This window comes from Agrobacterium sp. RC10-4-1 (assembly GCF_014138475.1).
GTDB classification, from domain to species: Bacteria; Pseudomonadota; Alphaproteobacteria; order Rhizobiales; family Rhizobiaceae; genus Agrobacterium; species Agrobacterium pusense.
The window spans coordinates 192,903-209,525 of the sequence record NZ_JACJIT010000005.1 but is presented as its reverse complement, the minus strand read 5'-3'; the positions used below and the strand labels follow the sequence as shown (position 1 = coordinate 209,525).

Annotated in this window: 18 protein-coding genes and 1 tRNA gene; 7 read left to right on the top strand and 12 right to left on the bottom strand. The window is 58.5% G+C overall.

All coding sequences use genetic code 11. The annotated features are described in order from the left end of the window. Nucleotide 1 precedes the first annotated feature (1 nt). The 7 genes from vapC to FHW77_RS15435 all read right to left on the bottom strand — a co-directional run bounded on the left by vapC (nt 2) and on the right by FHW77_RS15435 (nt 3,895). Nucleotides 2-391, bottom strand: a complete 390-nt coding sequence (gene vapC, locus FHW77_RS15465) for a type II toxin-antitoxin system VapC family toxin (RefSeq protein ID WP_004440862.1) — start codon at nt 389-391, stop codon at nt 2-4. After that, nucleotides 388-618, bottom strand: a complete 231-nt coding sequence (locus FHW77_RS15460; protein ID WP_004440864.1) for a type II toxin-antitoxin system VapB family antitoxin — start codon at nt 616-618, stop codon at nt 388-390. Before FHW77_RS15460 ends, vapC begins: the two co-directional genes overlap by 4 nt. A gap of 65 nt (nt 619-683) precedes the next feature. Further along, nucleotides 684-2,189, bottom strand: coding sequence for an AMP nucleosidase (gene amn / locus FHW77_RS15455; RefSeq protein ID WP_111813914.1), 1,506 nt, complete (start codon nt 2,187-2,189; stop codon nt 684-686). Between the two features lie 103 nt (nt 2,190-2,292). After that, nucleotides 2,293-2,466, bottom strand: a complete 174-nt coding sequence (locus FHW77_RS15450; RefSeq protein WP_004440867.1) for a hypothetical protein — start codon at nt 2,464-2,466, stop codon at nt 2,293-2,295. 10 nt (nt 2,467-2,476) lie between these two features. After that, nucleotides 2,477-2,659 (bottom strand): hypothetical protein, encoded by a 183-nt coding sequence (locus FHW77_RS15445; protein WP_034495855.1) that lies wholly within the window; start codon nt 2,657-2,659, stop codon nt 2,477-2,479. A gap of 141 nt (nt 2,660-2,800) precedes the next feature. Further along, on the bottom strand, nt 2,801-3,397 hold the full coding sequence (locus FHW77_RS15440; protein WP_004440871.1) for a hypothetical protein: 597 nt from the start codon (nt 3,395-3,397) through the stop codon (nt 2,801-2,803). A 159-nt stretch (nt 3,398-3,556) separates the two neighbouring features. After that, nucleotides 3,557-3,895, bottom strand: a complete 339-nt coding sequence (locus FHW77_RS15435; RefSeq protein WP_004440872.1) for a DUF2147 domain-containing protein — start codon at nt 3,893-3,895, stop codon at nt 3,557-3,559. A 601-nt stretch (nt 3,896-4,496) separates the two neighbouring features. Between FHW77_RS15435 and FHW77_RS15430 the strand changes: the two genes are divergently transcribed. Beyond that, entirely contained in the window at nt 4,497-4,760 is a 264-nt protein-coding gene (locus FHW77_RS15430) for an SEL1-like repeat protein (RefSeq protein WP_004440874.1), read from the top strand. A gap of 312 nt (nt 4,761-5,072) precedes the next feature. Here the strand turns inward: FHW77_RS15430 and FHW77_RS15425 are convergent, their stop codons facing one another. Together FHW77_RS15425 and FHW77_RS15420 are read right to left on the bottom strand one after the other, a co-directional pair. Beyond that, nucleotides 5,073-6,185, bottom strand: a complete 1,113-nt coding sequence (locus tag FHW77_RS15425; protein WP_004440875.1) for a pyridoxal phosphate-dependent aminotransferase — start codon at nt 6,183-6,185, stop codon at nt 5,073-5,075. A 160-nt stretch (nt 6,186-6,345) separates the two neighbouring features. Further along, nucleotides 6,346-6,693, bottom strand: coding sequence for a hypothetical protein (locus FHW77_RS15420; protein ID WP_004440878.1), 348 nt, complete (start codon nt 6,691-6,693; stop codon nt 6,346-6,348). A gap of 323 nt (nt 6,694-7,016) precedes the next feature. Here FHW77_RS15420 and FHW77_RS15415 point away from each other — a divergent pair, with 323 nt between their 5' ends. Together FHW77_RS15415 and FHW77_RS15410 are read left to right on the top strand one after the other, a co-directional pair. Beyond that, complete coding sequence (locus FHW77_RS15415) at nt 7,017-8,234, top strand: NAD(P)/FAD-dependent oxidoreductase (protein ID WP_111813912.1); 1,218 nt, start codon at nt 7,017-7,019, stop codon at nt 8,232-8,234. Between the two features lie 7 nt (nt 8,235-8,241). Further along, nucleotides 8,242-9,042 (top strand): aldolase/citrate lyase family protein, encoded by an 801-nt coding sequence (locus FHW77_RS15410; RefSeq protein ID WP_004440883.1) that lies wholly within the window; start codon nt 8,242-8,244, stop codon nt 9,040-9,042. Here the strand turns inward: FHW77_RS15410 and FHW77_RS15405 are convergent, their stop codons facing one another. Both FHW77_RS15405 and FHW77_RS15400 read right to left on the bottom strand, forming a co-directional pair. Further along, the gene (locus FHW77_RS15405) at nt 9,043-9,219 is read right to left on the bottom strand and encodes a hypothetical protein (RefSeq protein WP_004440886.1); all 177 of its coding nucleotides are present in this window, start codon (nt 9,217-9,219) and stop codon (nt 9,043-9,045) included. It abuts the gene before it with no gap. An 89-nt stretch (nt 9,220-9,308) separates the two neighbouring features. Next, nucleotides 9,309-9,650, bottom strand: coding sequence for a hypothetical protein (locus FHW77_RS15400; RefSeq protein WP_004440887.1), 342 nt, complete (start codon nt 9,648-9,650; stop codon nt 9,309-9,311). 163 nt (nt 9,651-9,813) lie between these two features. Here FHW77_RS15400 and FHW77_RS15395 point away from each other — a divergent pair. The 4 genes from FHW77_RS15395 to FHW77_RS15380 all read left to right on the top strand — a co-directional run bounded on the left by FHW77_RS15395 (nt 9,814) and on the right by FHW77_RS15380 (nt 14,020). Next, nucleotides 9,814-9,904: transfer RNA gene (locus FHW77_RS15395), tRNA-Ser, on the top strand. 1,252 nt (nt 9,905-11,156) lie between these two features. Further along, entirely contained in the window at nt 11,157-11,342 is a 186-nt protein-coding gene (locus tag FHW77_RS15390) for a hypothetical protein (protein ID WP_034495850.1), read from the top strand. Next, nucleotides 11,339-12,400 carry a porin gene (locus FHW77_RS15385; RefSeq protein WP_004440892.1) on the top strand — a complete coding sequence of 354 codons (1,062 nt, stop codon included), beginning with the start codon at nt 11,339-11,341 and terminating at the stop codon, nt 12,398-12,400. The genes FHW77_RS15390 and FHW77_RS15385 overlap by 4 nt, the downstream gene beginning before the upstream one ends. Nucleotides 12,401-12,955: 555 nt before the next feature. Further along, nucleotides 12,956-14,020 carry a porin gene (locus FHW77_RS15380; RefSeq protein WP_034495848.1) on the top strand — a complete coding sequence of 355 codons (1,065 nt, stop codon included), beginning with the start codon at nt 12,956-12,958 and terminating at the stop codon, nt 14,018-14,020. Nucleotides 14,021-14,341: 321 nt separating this feature from the next. Here FHW77_RS15380 and FHW77_RS15375 read toward each other — a convergent pair whose 3' ends face one another. Further along, nucleotides 14,342-16,414, bottom strand: coding sequence for a lytic transglycosylase domain-containing protein (locus FHW77_RS15375; RefSeq protein WP_034495845.1), 2,073 nt, complete (start codon nt 16,412-16,414; stop codon nt 14,342-14,344). Between the last annotated feature and the right edge of the window lie 209 nt (nt 16,415-16,623).

The window sequence follows — 16,623 nt, the reverse complement described above, 5'->3', positions numbered from 1 at the left end:
CTCATGCCAGTTGCAGACCGAGATGATCGGCCATCGGCTGAAAGTCTCGGTCGTTTTGCAGCAGCTTATGGCCGTGCTCAATACAGTAGGTGCCGATGATGAGGTCGGGAGTTTTACGCACGGTTTTCCCAACGCTTCGAAGTTTCCGATAGTTAGCGGCGGATTTCACGGCAAGTTCTGGCGTGAGCATCGAGACAAAACCGAAGCGCTTTAACCGGTCATGTATCGCCGCCGCCCGATCGTCGTTGCGTTCGCCCTGCAGGATTTCGAGGAGAATAATGTCGCCGATGATGACGTCGGTCAGATCGCCGATATCATTTAGCATCCTACCTTGGCGGGTGGATTTATTCTGAAACCAGTCAATCCAGACAGAAGTATCGACGACTATCATTCCGCGGCGTCTTGCGCTTCGATGTCGTCCACGCTCCAGCTACGGCGCACATCGTCCAGATTACCACTCCAGCCGATGCCTCTCAGTTCTTCCAGCGCTTTGCGTCGTCCGAGATTCTCTACAAGATCGCGCAACGCCTTCTCCACCGTCGCCTTTTTTGTCGAAAGGCCGGTAATTTCCATCGCTTCGGCGATCAAGGCGTCATCAAGATCAATATTCGTACGCATGGATAATCCTTGGTGTATCGATTTTCAAAATCATACACCAAGGCATGCTTCTGCGATATCTCTTTTTACTGGAACGCCGTCTCGTAGAAGCTTCTGAGCTTGCGCGAGTGCAGCGTTTCCGTCGGCATGGCGGCAAGCTTCTGCACGGCGCGGATGCCGATCTGCAGATGCTGGGCGACCTGGGTGCGGTAAAATTCCGTCGCCATGCCTGGCAGCTTCAATTCGCCATGCAGCGGCTTGTCGGAAACGCACAGCAAGGTGCCGTAGGGCACGCGGAAGCGGAAGCCGTTGGCCGCTATGGTGGCGGATTCCATGTCGAGCGCGATGGCGCGGGACTGCGATAGGCGCTTGACGGGACCGGCCTGATCACGGAGCTCCCAGTTGCGGTTGTCGATGGTGGCGACGGTGCCGGTGCGCATGATGCGCTTCAGTTCGAAGCCCTCGTAACCCGTGACTTCGGCGACTGCACCTTCCAGCGCCAGCTGCACTTCGGCAAGCGCCGGGATAGGCACCCACACCGGCAGGTCGTCGTCAAGCACGTGGTCCTCGCGCACATAGGCGTGGGCCAGAACATAGTCGCCCAGCCGCTGGCTGTTGCGCAGGCCGGCGCAATGACCAACCATCAGCCAGGCATGCGGGCGCAGCACGGCGATGTGATCGGTGATCGTCTTGGCGTTGGAGGGGCCGACGCCGATATTGACGAGCGTAATGCCGGCATGACCTTTTTTCTTCAGGTGATAGGCCGGCATCTGCGGCAGTCGGGCCAGCACCGCGTCCGTCTCGGGCTTATCGGAACCCGCATGGGTGATGATGTTGCCCGGCTCCACAAAGGCCGTGTAACCCTCGCCGCCATTCTTCATCATCTGCCTCGCCCAGGCAGCGAATTCGTCGATATAGAACTGGTAGTTGGTGAACAGCACGAAGTTCTGGAAATGGCTGGCGCTCGTCGCCGTATAATGGCTGAGGCGCGCCAGCGAATAATCGATGCGCTGCGCCGTAAAGGGCGCAAGCGGCGCCGGCTCGCCCGGCACCTGATCATATTCACCATTGGCTATGAGATCGTCGGTATTGTTGAGATCGGGCGTATCGAAGAGATCACGCAGCGGCACGTCTGACAGCGACGAAGCCGCCGCTGCCTCGACATACGCGCCTTCACCGAAAGCGAAATGCAGCGGAATGGGCGTAGCCGATTCCGACACCGTGACCGGAACGCCGTGGTTCTTCATAAGAAGCCCCAGCTGTTCCTTGAGATAGTGGCGGAAAAGCTCAGGCCGTGTGATCGTTGTCGTATAGACGCCGGGCGCAGTTACGTGGCCATAGGAAAGGCGGGAATCGACATGGCCGAAAGTGGCGGTCTCGAGGCTGACCTGCGGGTAGCAGGCGCGGTAACGCCCGGCAATCGGCGCGCCCTCGGCAAGGTCTGTGAAGGAATTGATCAGGAACGCCGTGTTGCGTTCGTAGAGCGCGCTCAAAGCCGCAACAGCTTCTTTCGGGTCCGTGAATGTCTGCGGCGCGAAAGGCTCTGGACTGATGAAGGTGAGGGGCGGAATCGTTGGTTTTGCTATTGTCATGGCCCATTATAAGAGGCCAATTTCGACAGGCAAGCGACAGAAATACGAAGAAACTGAAAAGAAACGCGAAAATGCAGCCGGACAATGCTGGCGCGGCAGAAACTCAGCCGAGCGCGCCGCGCTGCAGGCTCATCAGCAGCACGAAGCCGGCGCCTTTGGAGGCTGGGCGGGGATCGGCCTTGTAAACCGCAAGTCCGGCCACCGGGCCGAGAAAGATCGAGGCCATCAGCATCAGCCGCAGTGCGGAGAACAGGCCGTTGGAAAAACTGGTGGTCATTGGCCGGTCCTCACAATACGACGGGGCAATTGGCGGCGGGCGCCGAGCCGTGCTGGCATGCGATTGCCGCACCGGCATTCACGCGCTGGAAACTGCGGTTCGGATTAACGACGAGCGAGGCGAAGGACATGGCGAAGATCGCCATGAGAAACGCGAAGATTGCCAGTCGGCTGATCAGCTTTGTCATGTCCATTCCCCTTTATCGGAGTTGATGGACAGAGTTTTGCCATAGTCGGACTGAACGGACCCTGAGGCCCCGGTTCATATGGTGTTCAGGGATGTTAACGGGCGGTGACATGGCGGATTGATGCCGCAGTGGTGCGCATGTCCAGCTTCAGGACAGAGGGATGTCCGCGCCTGGCGCAAGATCGGTTAGCAGTTTCTCCAATTCTTCACCTTGAGTCACGTCGACAATCGGCACCCGGTGTTCCTGCGCGGATGCCAGCATCTCGGTGTTCTCACGTAGCGAGCGTTCGATGAAGGCGTCCATGATCCGCTGCCTCTTCGCCGTTGCATCTTGGTAGCGTGCTTCAGAGCGCATTCTTCCGAGAAGAAAATCATTGTCGGCATGAAGAAATACGCCCGCCACCGTGCTGTCGAGGAGAGGCGATATGAACTCCGGTCGCAGGGCGGCGCCCTCGAAGATCGTCGTAGTCCCTGTGCCGGATCTTCTGTCAATCATCGCGCGGATCAGCGGCCAGATGTTCTGGTGATGGACCTTGAGAAACCAGTGGATCGTATCCGCCGACAGCTGTGTGTAATATTCCTCAACCGGCACCGGAATACCCGGCCATGGCCTCCCCGGATGGCGGGCGAGACTGTCGGTCGATATCGCCTCGCAGCGCAGCCTTTCGCTGAGCAGGCCGGCCAGCGTGCTTTTGCCGACATGCGAGGTGCCCGCGATCAGAATTGTCGAAAGGGTGGGGCGCATATCGTTGCTCTCATTGGCATCGGATGCAGCGATAATAAACGGATATATGGTTTCCATGCGACGTCTGTTCGCAGCCTGCGCGCGATTCCTGGCAGCCACCGCGCTCTGCGTCGCGAGACGGCAGGCTGGGGGACAAAAGCCCGCCTGCCGTTCCCTGTATTACAGCCGTGTCCAGGTCTGCGATTTGCACAGGACCTTCAGTACGCAACCCTTCATGCTCAGCGAATTCCCCGAAACGGTGCCGGAGCCGCTATAGGTCTTGTCATTGGCGGGATCGGTGATCTCACCCGAGTAGCTGTTTCCCTTTCCCGAAAGCTTGCCGATCTGTTTTCCGGCATGCTTGCCGGTCTTCAGCGTTACGCAGAAAGCGCCGCCGCAGGGGCCGATCACGGCGGTTTCGCCGCTGGCCGTCTTCCAGTTGCCTTCGATCGCCTCGGCGGCAAAGGCAATATTGCCGCTCATCAACAGGGCAGCTGCAATCGTCATCATAAGCTTCATGAAATTCCTCCCGAAATTCGCGCAGGCTTTTCCCAGGCCGGAACGGCCAAGGATGCGATGCGCAGATCAAACTCCCTTCAGCATGCCTCCACCATCTCTGGCCGGCGGCCGCCGTGCGGTGCAACGATTGCTCCTCCCACCGCGCTCTTCCGTGCCCGTTTTATCCTCGTGACGGGCAGGGCGGATAGTATTTGACGTTCACGTAAAAGGAAACAGAAATTTGCGGTGCCGGTGCAGCGTTGGCGTGTGCGGGAAGGGCGAAGGAGAGCAGTTTCGAAAATCGCGGTTCTTATCGTGGTGAAGGAAGGGTTTAAATCCAATTGTAAAGCTTTCGTAAAATTCATCGGAAAGTCCTTAATTTCCGCAGGCAATGATATTTAACAAAAACCCAATTTTACCAATCGTTTGCAGTTTGTTTGCGGCACATTAATCATGCCTTTTAAGCGAGCGTTGAAAGCCTCGTGGCATAGTGAACTCATCAAAAGCGCAGGGAAAACCTGCCGGACGGAAGGACAAAAAAGCCGCAAAAGACGGCAGTCCGGAAGACGCCTCGGCAAGAAGGCGCACGATGAAAACAGGCAGAACGACAGGGATTAAAACAATGGCACGCTTTGACATCAGTGATATCGAAATGGCTGCCGGTGGCGAAACCCGCGCCGACACCCTTTGCAATCTCGGCCTGGTCTATGCGACCGGCCGGGGCTGCAAGGTGGACCTGATCGCGGCCCACAAATGGCTTAACATCGCCGCGATCCGCGGATCGGAAAGAGCGGCTTCTCTCCGTGCGGATCTCGCCCGCAACATGACGAAAGCGGAACTGGCCGAAGCCCTTCGCGCCGCCCGCGACTGGATGACGATGCACTGATCCATCTCCGCGATCCATAAGATTGCCGGTCCGGTTCCCTCCAGTCCCGACGACCGGCCCAAACGAAAGTAAAACCCGAAGGGGAACGCGGCGAGGGCTCCGAAACGAAGCTTTTGCGCTGACACATCGAACCGCGACCGGCAGGAACAAGGCCGGCGCGGTTTTCTTATGTTCTGCAATGTGTCTTCGCCGGAAAATGATTGTCGCGCAGGGGCTTGCGGGAGGATGTTGATTCGATGCGTGTAACGCGCGGCACTTCCCAACCCACCCTCATTCCTGTGACAAACACAGGAATGAGGGTGGGTTGGGAGCTTACCCGATGGCCTTGAGAACCTTCGGCAATGCCTGCTCGAACAGATCGAGCTTGTCACCCGGCCCAACGCTCACGCGGATGCAACGGTTAAGCGGGGCCACGCCCGGCATGCGGATGAAAACCCCATGGTCCATCAGCCCGTCAACGATGGCGCGCGCATAGGCGCCGTCGCGGTGGCAATCGATGGTAACGAAATTGGTAGCGGAGGGCAGCGGTGAAAGGCCGTTATTGCGGGCGACAGCGGAAATACGATCCCGTGCCTCGGAAATCTTGCCAACCACCTCATGCAGATAGGACTGGTCCTTGAGCGCTGCCAAAGCGCCGGCGATAGAAATACGCGCCATGCCGAAATGGTTGCGGATCTTGTCGAAGGCTTCGACATTGCCAAGCGTACCGATGGCGTAACCCACGCGGGCGCCGGCGAGCCCGTAAGCTTTGGAGAAGGTGCGCATGCGCAGGATATTGGGCTGGCCGATCAGCGCGTCGATAGCAGGCACCGCGCTCGCGGGCGCGGTTTCGCAATAGGCCTCGTCCAGAATGAGCAGGCAGGTTTCCGGCAACGCACGGGCAAATGCCACCACCTCGCTCGCATCCCACCAGCTTCCCATGGGATTGTCCGGATTGGCGAAATAGACGAGCGGCGCGTTTTCCCTGTGAACGAGGTCGAGAAGCCCGTCGAGGTTTTCGTGGTCGTCTACATAGGGCGTGGTCACCAGTTTTCCGCCAAAACCGTTCACGTGATAATTGAAGGTGGGGTAACCTCCCAAAGAGGTGACAACAGGCGTGCCTGGTTCCACGATCAGCCTGGCGATTTCACCGAGCAATCCGTCCACTCCGCCGCCTATGGCGATGTTGCCGCGCGAAACCCCGTGGTGGATGGCAAGCGCTTCCTTCAGCTCGAAATTTTCCGGATCGCTATACATCCAGGTTTCAGCCGCCGCATCGCGCATCGCCAGAAGCACCGATGGGGCGGGGCCGAAGCCGCTTTCGTTTGCACCGATTCGCGCCTCCACCTTCAAGCCGCGGTTCCTTTCTATGGCCTCCGGGCCGACGAAGGGAACGGTGGAGGGAAGCGAAGCGGCAAGCGGCGTGAGGCGTGAAAAAGCGGACATTGACAGAAGTTCCGGGACCTGTGTTTGAAAACCCGGCTCACAATAGGTACAAAAAAACCGGACGCAAGCCGCGCCCGGGGGTTAGATGAGTGTTTGGCAACAGATTTTTGGTTCGCCACGGCACAACGCAAAGATCGGCGGGCTGACGCGCGGTTGCCGCTCAGACGCTGGTCTCGAAGCTCAGCCGGCGGACATGGTGCAGAAATTCGGCATCGATCAGCATGTTGAAGCCGATCGTCACTTTTTCCTCTTCCCGGCGGATCAGCGTGCAGCCGATTTCGTCGCGGATACCGAGAATTTCCAGATAGAAGTTGACCGGCATTTCCAGATCGGCACTGACATCCAGCTCCGCGCCGTAGAGCGAAATGGTGCGCACCAGGCAGCGCATGGTGTCCTTGGCGCTCAGGTGGTGCCCGATGAAGGTGATCTTGCCGGGCCGGTCGATCTGAAATTTCTCATACATCTCGTCCTGCGGGACGTTTTGACCGATATCCATATGTAGAGCCATGACAACCTCCCGGATTGCCTCTTCCGTCTGATTTTAACGCGGCTTCCTTGCCAGGGCATGAAGGAAATATCCGCAATTGTCTCTAGTCCGTATCGACATGGGCCAGCTTTGTGTACGCAACCCGTGTTTCGCCTGTTTAAAACGCACATTATCTCGACTGGTTGCAGAAGGCGGGCGCCCGTTTTGATAATCGGGCATGCTTGCACAGGGCTGGAGCCTCGTGCGGTTGACGCCGGCCGTACTTGGCGTTACGCCTGATCGCGCAACATCGCTTCGCAGCCTCGGGCGTCATCGGCCGGCTGTGATTGTCCTGGGAGTGGAAAGTGACTGGAAGGCTGGTAATCGTCGGGGCGGGGCAGGCCGCTTTTGCGCTGGCGTCGAAGCTCCGGGCGCTGAAGGACGAGCGTGCCATCACCATCATAGGCTCGGAAGATGCCTACCCCTATCAGCGGCCGCCGCTCTCCAAAAAATACCTCCTCGGCGAGATGAGTTTTGACCGGCTGATGTTCCGCCCGGAAGAATGGTATGCCGAAAACAATGTCGATATCCGGCTTTCCACCTGGGTGGAGGAGATAGACCGCGCCGGCAAGACCGTGCGCATGCAGGATGGCAGTACGCTTTCTTATGACCGGCTGGTTCTTGCGACCGGGGCCGCGCCCCGGCTGCTGCCCGCCAGCATCGGTGGCGATCTCGACGGCGTGCTTACCGTCCGTGACAGGCGCGACGCCGACCGCTTGACGGAGGAGATGAAGCCGGGCCGCAGGCTGCTGGTCATTGGTGGCGGTTATATTGGCCTTGAAGCTGCCGCCGTTGCCCGCAAGCTTGGCCTCGAGGCGACGCTGATCGAAATGGCCGACCGTATTCTCCAGCGCGTGGCGGCGAAGGAAACTGCGGATATCATGCGCGGCATTCATGAGGCCCAGGGCGTTTCCATCCGCGAAAAAACCGGTCTCGTGCGCCTCGTCGGCATGGACGGGCGGGTTGCTGCGGCCGAACTTTCAGATGGTTCGACGATCGACGTTGATTTCGTCATCGTCGGCATCGGCGTGACACCGAACGACCGGCTTGCCCGCGAATCGGGTCTCGATGTTGGTAACGGCATCGTGGTTGACGAATATACCCGCACATCCGACCCCGCCATTCATGCGGTGGGCGATTGCGCGCTTCTGCCCTGGCGCGGCCAGCAGGTGAGGATCGAATCGGTCCAGAACGCGGTCGATCAGGCTGAGGCGGCCGCCGCGGTACTGGCCGGCACGGAAGCGGTATACGACGCGAAACCCTGGTTCTGGTCGGATCAGTACGATGTGAAGCTGCAGATCGCCGGCTTCAATCTCGGTTACGACGAGACGATTTTGAGGCCCGGCGCAAGGGAAGGCAGCTGGTCCATCTGGTATTTCCGTGATGGCCGCTTCGTGGCTGTCGATGCCGTCAATGACGCCAAGGCCTATGTTGCGGGTAAGAAACTGCTCGATACAGCCGCCCAACCCGACCGCACAATCCTGGCGGATCCGTCCGCCGATCTGAAATTACTGCTCTCCTGAGGATATCATGCCCGCTGCCGAAAACCGTTTCAAAACCGCCATTCATGCCGGCAAGCCGCAGATTGGCCTGTGGCTCGACATGGGCGAGGCCATTACGGCGGAAATCGCCGGAACGGCTGGCTTCGACTGGCTGGTGATCGACGGTGAGCACGGGCCGAACGACCTGCGCAGCATCATCGACCAGCTGCGCGCGCTTGCCACCTCTGCCGCCGAGCCGGTGGTGCGTGTGCCTGTCGGCGAGAGCTGGATGATCAAGCAGCTTCTGGATGCTGGCGCCCGCACGCTTCTTGTGCCCATGGTCGATTCAGCGGCACAGGCGGAAGCCCTCGTCAGCGCCATGCATTACCCGCCGCGCGGCATTCGCGGCATGGGAGCGGCCGTCGCCCGCGCTTCCGCTTTTAATACAATAACGGATTATGCCGACAGCGCCTCTGCCAGCGTATGCCTGCTGGTGCAGGCGGAAACCCGCGCGGCAATCGAAGATCTCGACAATATTCTTGCGGTGGACGGCGTGGATGGCGTCTTCATCGGCCCGGCGGATCTCGCCGCGGACATGGGTTATCTGGGAAGGATTGACGAAGCGGCGGTGCAGGCGGTTATCGAAGCGGCGATCGTGAAAATCGTCGCGGCTGGCAAGGCCGCCGGCATCCTCACCTTCAATGAAACCTATAATCGCCGTTATCTGGAACTCGGCGCGTCGTTCGTTGCCGTGGGAGCCGATGTCACGGAATTCGCCAATACGCTGCGTGCGCTTTCCGCACGCTACAAGGGTGGGCCGGCAGTGACGCCGTCCGGATCGGGATATTGATCAATCGTCGTTACTGGCGTTCAGCTTCTCCGGCGGAATACCTTCCTCGCCGGAGGCGAGATAACCGCCATTGATGAGGGCGGAGCGGACGATGCGCTGGATTGCCTCGTCTCTGTCGATGCCGTGATCCCTTGCAAAATCAGACAATGCCGCCTCAAGGTCGTCGCTGAACCGCATATTCGCCCCCTTCATTCCTGCCGTTTTTACCAATGCATAAAGGCAAGGCGGGCAAACCCGCCTTGCCTTGATTTAATGCCCGTTCGTCATCAGCGCCAGCGATAAAGGCTGCTGTTCGACGAACTCTGCTGCGTGCTTGTGCCCACCGCATAACCGATCGCGAAACCGAGTGCGCCGACGATCGTCAGCAGGGAGGTGGCGGTGCCTGGATTTTCCTTCACGGCTTCCACGACATTCTGGCCCTGCGCCCGGACATTATGCGCCGCCTTGCGAACGCGGCCGCGCGCCTCATCCAGAAATTCCGATGCATCCTCGCCGACACCTTCCGCACGGGCGGAAACGGATTTGGACAGGGACGCGATCTGCGAACGCAGTTCTGCAATCTGGTTTTCGATCGTGTCTTCGACAACATTTAGTTTCGTCTGAGCCATTAGAACACCTCTTTTGTTACCGAGGTGGAAACGTGCGGGCCCTGAAGAAGTTCCGCAACCGGGCGTAAAGTTAGACCCGCGGTTTATTTGGCCAACAGGTTTTTTGGCTTCTTGGCGAAAAAGCCTTGCAATCATTTTTCTTACGCAATAATCAGGCCGCACCGGAGAGGTGGCCGAGTGGTCGAAGGCGCTCCCCTGCTAAGGGAGTATACGTCAAAAGCGTATCGTGGGTTCGAATCCCATCCTCTCCGCCATTCATTCCTTTAGAACCCACCGACAACGATTGATAATCCTTGGCGTGCGAATCGCAAGTTGTTGCCTCGATTCTCTTTAAATTGCATAGGCGTAATTGCTGCGGGCCTGTTCAGGCCCGGTTAAGCCCGAACGCGGGAATTTAGCGGTTTGGGAACTAAGGACTCCTATGTGCGTTTGAGTCCGCTATCGGGAGCTAAAATCATGAAGCTATTAAACGCAGCAATCTGTCTAGTGTCTCTGGGAGTTCTGGCCGGATGTGTCGACGAGCCGGGTTACCGTTCTGGAGGATATTATAATACGACTGGTGTGTATTATCGATCGTATGACCGCGACCGCTACTACCGGGACTACGACCGCCGTCACTGGGGTGACCGCAGGGAATGGCGCGACCAACGCGATCGCAGGGACTGGCGCGACCGCAACCGGAGTCAAACCGATTGGCGGGATCGGGGACAGCCACGTATGGAGCCAGGGACGGGAAGTCGCCGGGACACGGGAAAGGCACCGGTCATCTTGCCAAATGGTCGCGCGATTTACCCCGACTAAAAACGTCATCACCGCCGGTAGCCCTGGAGGGCACCGCGGAATGTAAGACAGTGGCGCTCTCCATTTAGGAGAGCGGCTGCGGATGATCACGGCTTAACTCGATGGGTACATTTTAGTCGGTTTTAATCGGCTCGGGCGCGCAGGAATCATCGTGTGTGCGCCGTCGGGTCCCACCCGTTGCCTGACACCATGTGGCGAGCTTTTACTGATACATATCCAAAAATCGTGATTAGGATTGGCCGATTAAGTGTGATTCATGGTCGGCTGGATGTCGCGAGAATACGTGTCTGTCTGCCAGATATCGCAGAGCACGGCAGCCTGTTGGGCACTTTGTCGCATATTCAACGTCTAGAGATAAAACACTGGAGCCGCGTCGCCCATTCTGTGGCCGCGTAGACTGTCGCGCAAGAATTTGCACGCCGTGTTCTGACGAATCATTACAAGACATCGCTCGCCTCATCACCTCTTTCCCTATGATTGTTTGGCTCCCATACGACGCCGGAGGCGGGAGGACGCGGAATAGAGCAAAAAAATCCATGCGGCTTTGCCTGCTTAGCAAGGGTTCTCTAAAAACGCCATTAGATGAGAAACAACCTACCGGTTGCCCTAACCAACGGATTCTCAACGGAAATCTTAACGTATCGTAAAGTTTATGCAGGCCCGCGCAGGGCTGTGTGTTGTTTCCGCAACAAACCGAAATGAAGCATGTACGTAAATGCTATTTATCGAATGTTGGCGATTGCAAGCGACGAAACCTTTTGTATTTTCACCACCAGAAGCGAGGCGGTGGATCGTTTGGCTTCTAAGAACACGGGAATGGGGCAGGGAATGCTGTCCTTCAGCGAAAAAACCCAGACCCACTTAAAAACTTTGACTGGAGGTCAACCATGAACATCAAGAGCCTTCTGATCGGCTCCGCTGCGGCTCTCGCAGCAGTATCCGGCGCTCACGCTGCCGACGCTATCGTCGCTGCTGAGCCTGAGCCCCTGGAATACGTTCGCGTTTGCGACGCTTTCGGCACCGGCTTCTTCTACATCCCCGGCACCGAAACCTGCCTGAAGTTCGACGGTTACATCCGTTTCCAGACCGACTTCGGCCGTAACAAGTCCGGCACGTCTGACTGGGATTCCTTCACCCGCGCTCAGTTCAACATCGACACCCGTACCGACACCGAGCTTGGCGCTCTGCGTGGCTACATCGGTTTCCGTGGCGACGCTGACAACGACACGAGCCGCAGCGTCAATGTTGACCAGGCTTTCATCGAACTCGGCGGCCTGAAGGTTGGTTACTACTACAACTGGTGGGATGATGGTCTCTCCGGCGAAACCGATATCCTTTCTTCGAACGACACCCGTCTGAACGCCATCCGTTACACCTACGATGCTGGCTCGTTCTACGTTGGCGTTGCAGTTGAAGAACTGGAAGCTCCGCTCGACGCACGTTCGAACCTCGGCGTCCTGAAGGGCGGCTTCATCGAAGGCCCGAACAACGTTGGTATCAGCGGTATCATCGGCGCCAAGTTCGGCGGCGTAAACGCTAACCTGCTTGGCGGCTACGACACCGACCAGGAAAACGGTGCGATCCGTGCAATCGTCACGGCTGACATCGGTCCGGGCACTCTTGGCCTCTCCGGCGTATGGGCTTCCGGCGCCAACGCTTACTACGAAGAGTCTGAGTGGGCAGTTGCTGCTGAATACGCCATCAAGGCAACTGACAAGCTGACCATCACCCCCGGCTTCCAGTACTTTGGTACGGTTGATATCGGCGCTGACAACGACTTCGTTGGCGATCGTGACGCATGGCGCGCTGGCCTGACGGTTGATTACAAGATCACCCAGGGTCTCTCCACGAAGATTGCTGTTAACTACCAGGACGTCGACGGCACCGAAGGTGTTAACGGCGGTGGCGACCAGTGGACCGGTTTCGTTCGCCTTCAGCGTTCGTTCTAATCTGATCTGACATTGTCAGTGATGGAGACCCCGGCAGAAATGCCGGGGTTTTTCATTTGGATAGGCGCTTTAGCCGGCTATGAGGCAAGGGCGGGAACCGCACGAGGCAAACTTCGGCGCTTTGCTGAAACACCCAATGTGACTTGCATTGATTCGCCATCAAGGAATTCAAATTTACTTCTGAGGCTGATTCTCCAAGGAAGAGAGTGCTGATCCTCGCTCGCGCCCGCGCCTTTGGCCAATTTCTCATGACCTTGTTGTGTCAGAATTTTGGAGAAATGCGTCGCTTCATGTTGTCGGTTTGGTCGGACTCTTCGTTAAGTAACTGAAAAGCATAGTTTATTAACTCATTTTTAACAAACAGCTCCCCGTCGGTTAGAATTGTAGCTATTTCGCAACAATGAGAAACTAAGGACACCTTACTGTCTTCCTTCTGTCATGATTGCGATTGCCTGTCCGGCCGGTTTTGGCTCTAATCATCCTCATAAGCGGCACGCATTTCAGAAGTGCTTCCCACCCGCTGCTTAGAAGATTAAGTTTGACTGGAGGTCAACCATGAACATCAAGAGCCTTCTCATCGGCTCCGCTGCGGCCCTCGCAGCAGTATCCGGCGCTCATGCTGCCGACGCTATCGTCGCTGCTGAGCCCGAGCCCCTGGAATATGTTCGCGTTTGCGACGCTTTCGGCACCGGCTTCTTCTACATCCCCGGCACCGAAACCTGCCTGAAGTTCGGCGGTTACATCCGTTTCCAGACGGACTTCGGTCGCAACCAGTCCGGTACGTCTGACTGGGATTCTTTCACTCGCGCTCAGTTTGAAATCGACACCCGCACCGACACTGAACTCGGCGCTCTGCGCGGCTTCATTGGTTTCCGCGGTCAGGCTGACAACGACACCAACCGTGGCGTCAATGTTGACCAGGCTTTCATCGAACTCGGCGGCCTGAAGGTCGGTTACATGTACACCTGGTGGGATGACGATCTCTCCGGCGAAACCGACATCCTCTCTTCGAACACGACTCGTTCGAACGCTCTGCGTTACACCTACGATGCCGGCTCCTTCTATGCAGGTATCTCGGTTGAGGAATTGGAAACCGCACTTGACAGCGTTTCGAACCTCGGCGTTGCTAAGGGTGGCTTCATCGAAGGCCCGAACAACGTTGGTATCAGCGGTATCATCGGCGCCAAGTTCGGTGCGGTTAGCGCAAACCTGCTTGGTTCCTATGACACCGACCAGGAAAATGGTGCGATCCGTGCAATCGTCACGGCTGACATCGGTCCGGGTACTTTCGGCCTTTCCGGCGCATGGGCTTCCGGTGCAAACTCTTACTACGAAGAGTCTGAGTGGACCGTTGCTGCTGAATACGCCATCAAGGCAACCGACAAGTTGACCATCACCCCCGGTGCACAGTACTTCGGTACGGTTGATATCGGCGCTGACAACGACTTCGTCGGCGATCGCGACGCTTGGCGCGCTGGTGTAACGCTTGACTACCAGATCACGCAGGGCCTTGCTACGAAGGTTGCTGTTAACTACCAGGACGTTGACGGCACCGAAGGTGTTGACAGCGGCGCTGGTGATCAGTGGACCGGTTTCGTTCGCCTTCAGCGTTCGTTCTAATCTGATCTGACATTGTCAGTGATGGAGACCCCGGCAGAAATGCCGGGGTTTTTCTTTTGGAAGACCGGATGGGACTGTAAGTCGTCGGGCATCGCGTGTGCTTTGAAGCATCGACCAGCCCACCTGTCGCTCATCTGTCCAAGCCGTCGGTGTCATCCCTGGGCTTGCCCCAGTGATCCAATCACGTCGCATGAAATCTGAACGCTGCAGATGCTCGGAACGGGCCCGAGCATGACGCAAGGAACCTTAGGCTTCACAGTGGTCAGAAGCGCTCGCCGGCAGGTGCTTGAATGCGCCGCTCGTCGGCTAGGGAAACCGCCTTTACCCGGAGCGCCCATGGCGCAGATCATCAACGATATCGGCCTGTTGCCCGAGCCTCGTCTTGTAGACCTGATAATTTTCCATCACCCGCTGCACGTAGTTGCGTGTTTCGGGGAACGGGATGCGCTCGATCCAGTCGACCACCTCATCGATAGGCTTGCCGCGCGGGTCGCCATAACGGGCGATCCATTCCGGCACACGTTTCGGGCCGGCATTATAGGCGATGAAGGTGAGGATGTAGGAGCCGCCGAAGCTGTCGATCTGCTCGCCGAGATAATGGGCCCCGAGCGTGGCGTTATAGCCCGCATCGCTGGTCAGCATCGCCTGCGTGTAGGGCAGGCCGTGGCGGCCGGCCACGCCCTTGGCGGTTCCCGGCAGCAGTTGCAGCAGGCCGCGGGCATTGGCGGCGGAGACGGCGGCGGGGTTGAAGGCGCTTTCCTGCCGGGCGATCGCATAGGCAAGCGCCTTTCCGGAGCCGGCAATATTGGCGCTGGCGGGAATGACGCCGAGCGGATAGGCGAGTGCGGCCGCATCGATACCGCGGCTGAAGGCCGTCTTGCCGATCTGCAGCGAGACCTGATGATTACCGTTGCCCTCAGCCCGCGCCGCCAGAATGGCAAGCTCGCCGGGACTGTCGAGCTGTTCGGCCAGCGACCTGTAAAGGCTGTCGGCGCGCCAGCCATAACCTGCCGCCTCCAGGCGGTCTATGGCGCGCACGGCTTCGCGGCCGGCAAAGCGTTCTCGGTCGCCATTGCTCGGGCTGGGATAGGTCACGTTCAGCGTCTTCGTGCCGATCCGTGCAGCGGCAAGCTGGCCGTAAAACGTACCGGGATGGGCTGCCGCCTTTGCAAAGAAGTCGCGTGCATCGCCGGGTCCTCCGGCTTCGGCCGCCCTTCCGAGCCAGTAATAGGCGCGGGAGGCTGAAAGTGGCCGGTTTGATGTCTGGAGCAGGGCGTTGAAATGACGCGAAGCCGTGGCCGGGTCGCGCATCGCCCGCAGAGCATACCAGCCGGCATGAAACTCGGCATCGGCGACATCCACCGCTGATGTGGCATTGTGATTGGCGACGATACGATAGGCTTCAGCAAAATCGCCGAGATCGGCGAGGCCGCGCGCGATGATTCGCCGCTCGTTCCACCATTCGCCGGGATTGACCAGCTTGGTAGTATCCTTCGGCGCCTGCCGCAGAAGAGCCGCCGCTTCCGGATATTTCTGCTGGTTGCGCAGGTTCTCCACGCGCGCGAAAAGGAACGCGGGATCATCGCGCCAGCCGGCATCCACCTTGCCGAGCAGGGCGCCGGCATTGGCGGAACGCTGCAGCACAGCCGCCCAGGCATTGTAAAGGGACTGCGCTTTGCCGAGTTCGCCGAAACGTTTCGCCTGGCTGATGCGGCTGCGATACATCAGATAATCCATGCGCGCCTTGTGGTCCGCGGCCGTCAGATAGGCAGGAAAGGCGGCCAGCACGCGGTCTTCCATATCCTTGTCCATGCCTTCGCTCACCCACAGCTGGCGAATGAGTCGCTGCGAATCCACGACCTTGCCGGAGGCGGCCAGCGCCTTGGCGAGAACCACCGTGCCCTCCGCCGTTTCTGGCTTGCTGCCGCCGAATGCAGCAAGCACCTGCTGTGCCGGCGGGTCCTCGCGATAAAGCGCTTTTTCGGAATTGGCCCGCAAAGTCGCGGCGCCCGGCCAGCCGGCGAGTTCGCGCTGTGCTGCGGCGATTTCGGCTGAAGGCACATCCTTCTGGCCCGAAACGGCGATTGCCCATGTGAGGATGTGACGGTCCAGACTGCCGGTCGGCATGGCGTTGCGCAGCGCGATGGCCCGCGCCGCATCGCGCCCGGAAAGCGCGTCGAGGCCTGCCTTCAGCTGGCTCGCATCATCGGGCCGGTTAAGGCGGGGAATGGCGCCGGTAACCTCTGGCGAAGCGGGCATGAAAGCGGGAACGGTGGGCGCATCCGGCTTCACATAGGGAAGCGGCGCGACGCCCTCGGGCAGCGGCCCGGCCAGCGCGTTCCACACGGTTGCGGCAAGGCCCGCCGCCATCAATCCCCAGACTGTTTTTTTCATGCCGTTCTTCATCGTGTAACGGAGTTGCCGACTTTCTTCTAATATCGCTACATTGCAGCGGGATTGCCGAAAAAAGGTCTGATCTCCCGCCTGTAAATCTTGGGATTTCAGGCTTAATGAAATGTTAAGCGCGACCCTGCAATTCAATCAACTTTTATTCACCGGCCCGCGAGCAATGTCGCTTTTCGCTATGTGCATTTAACGCTTGC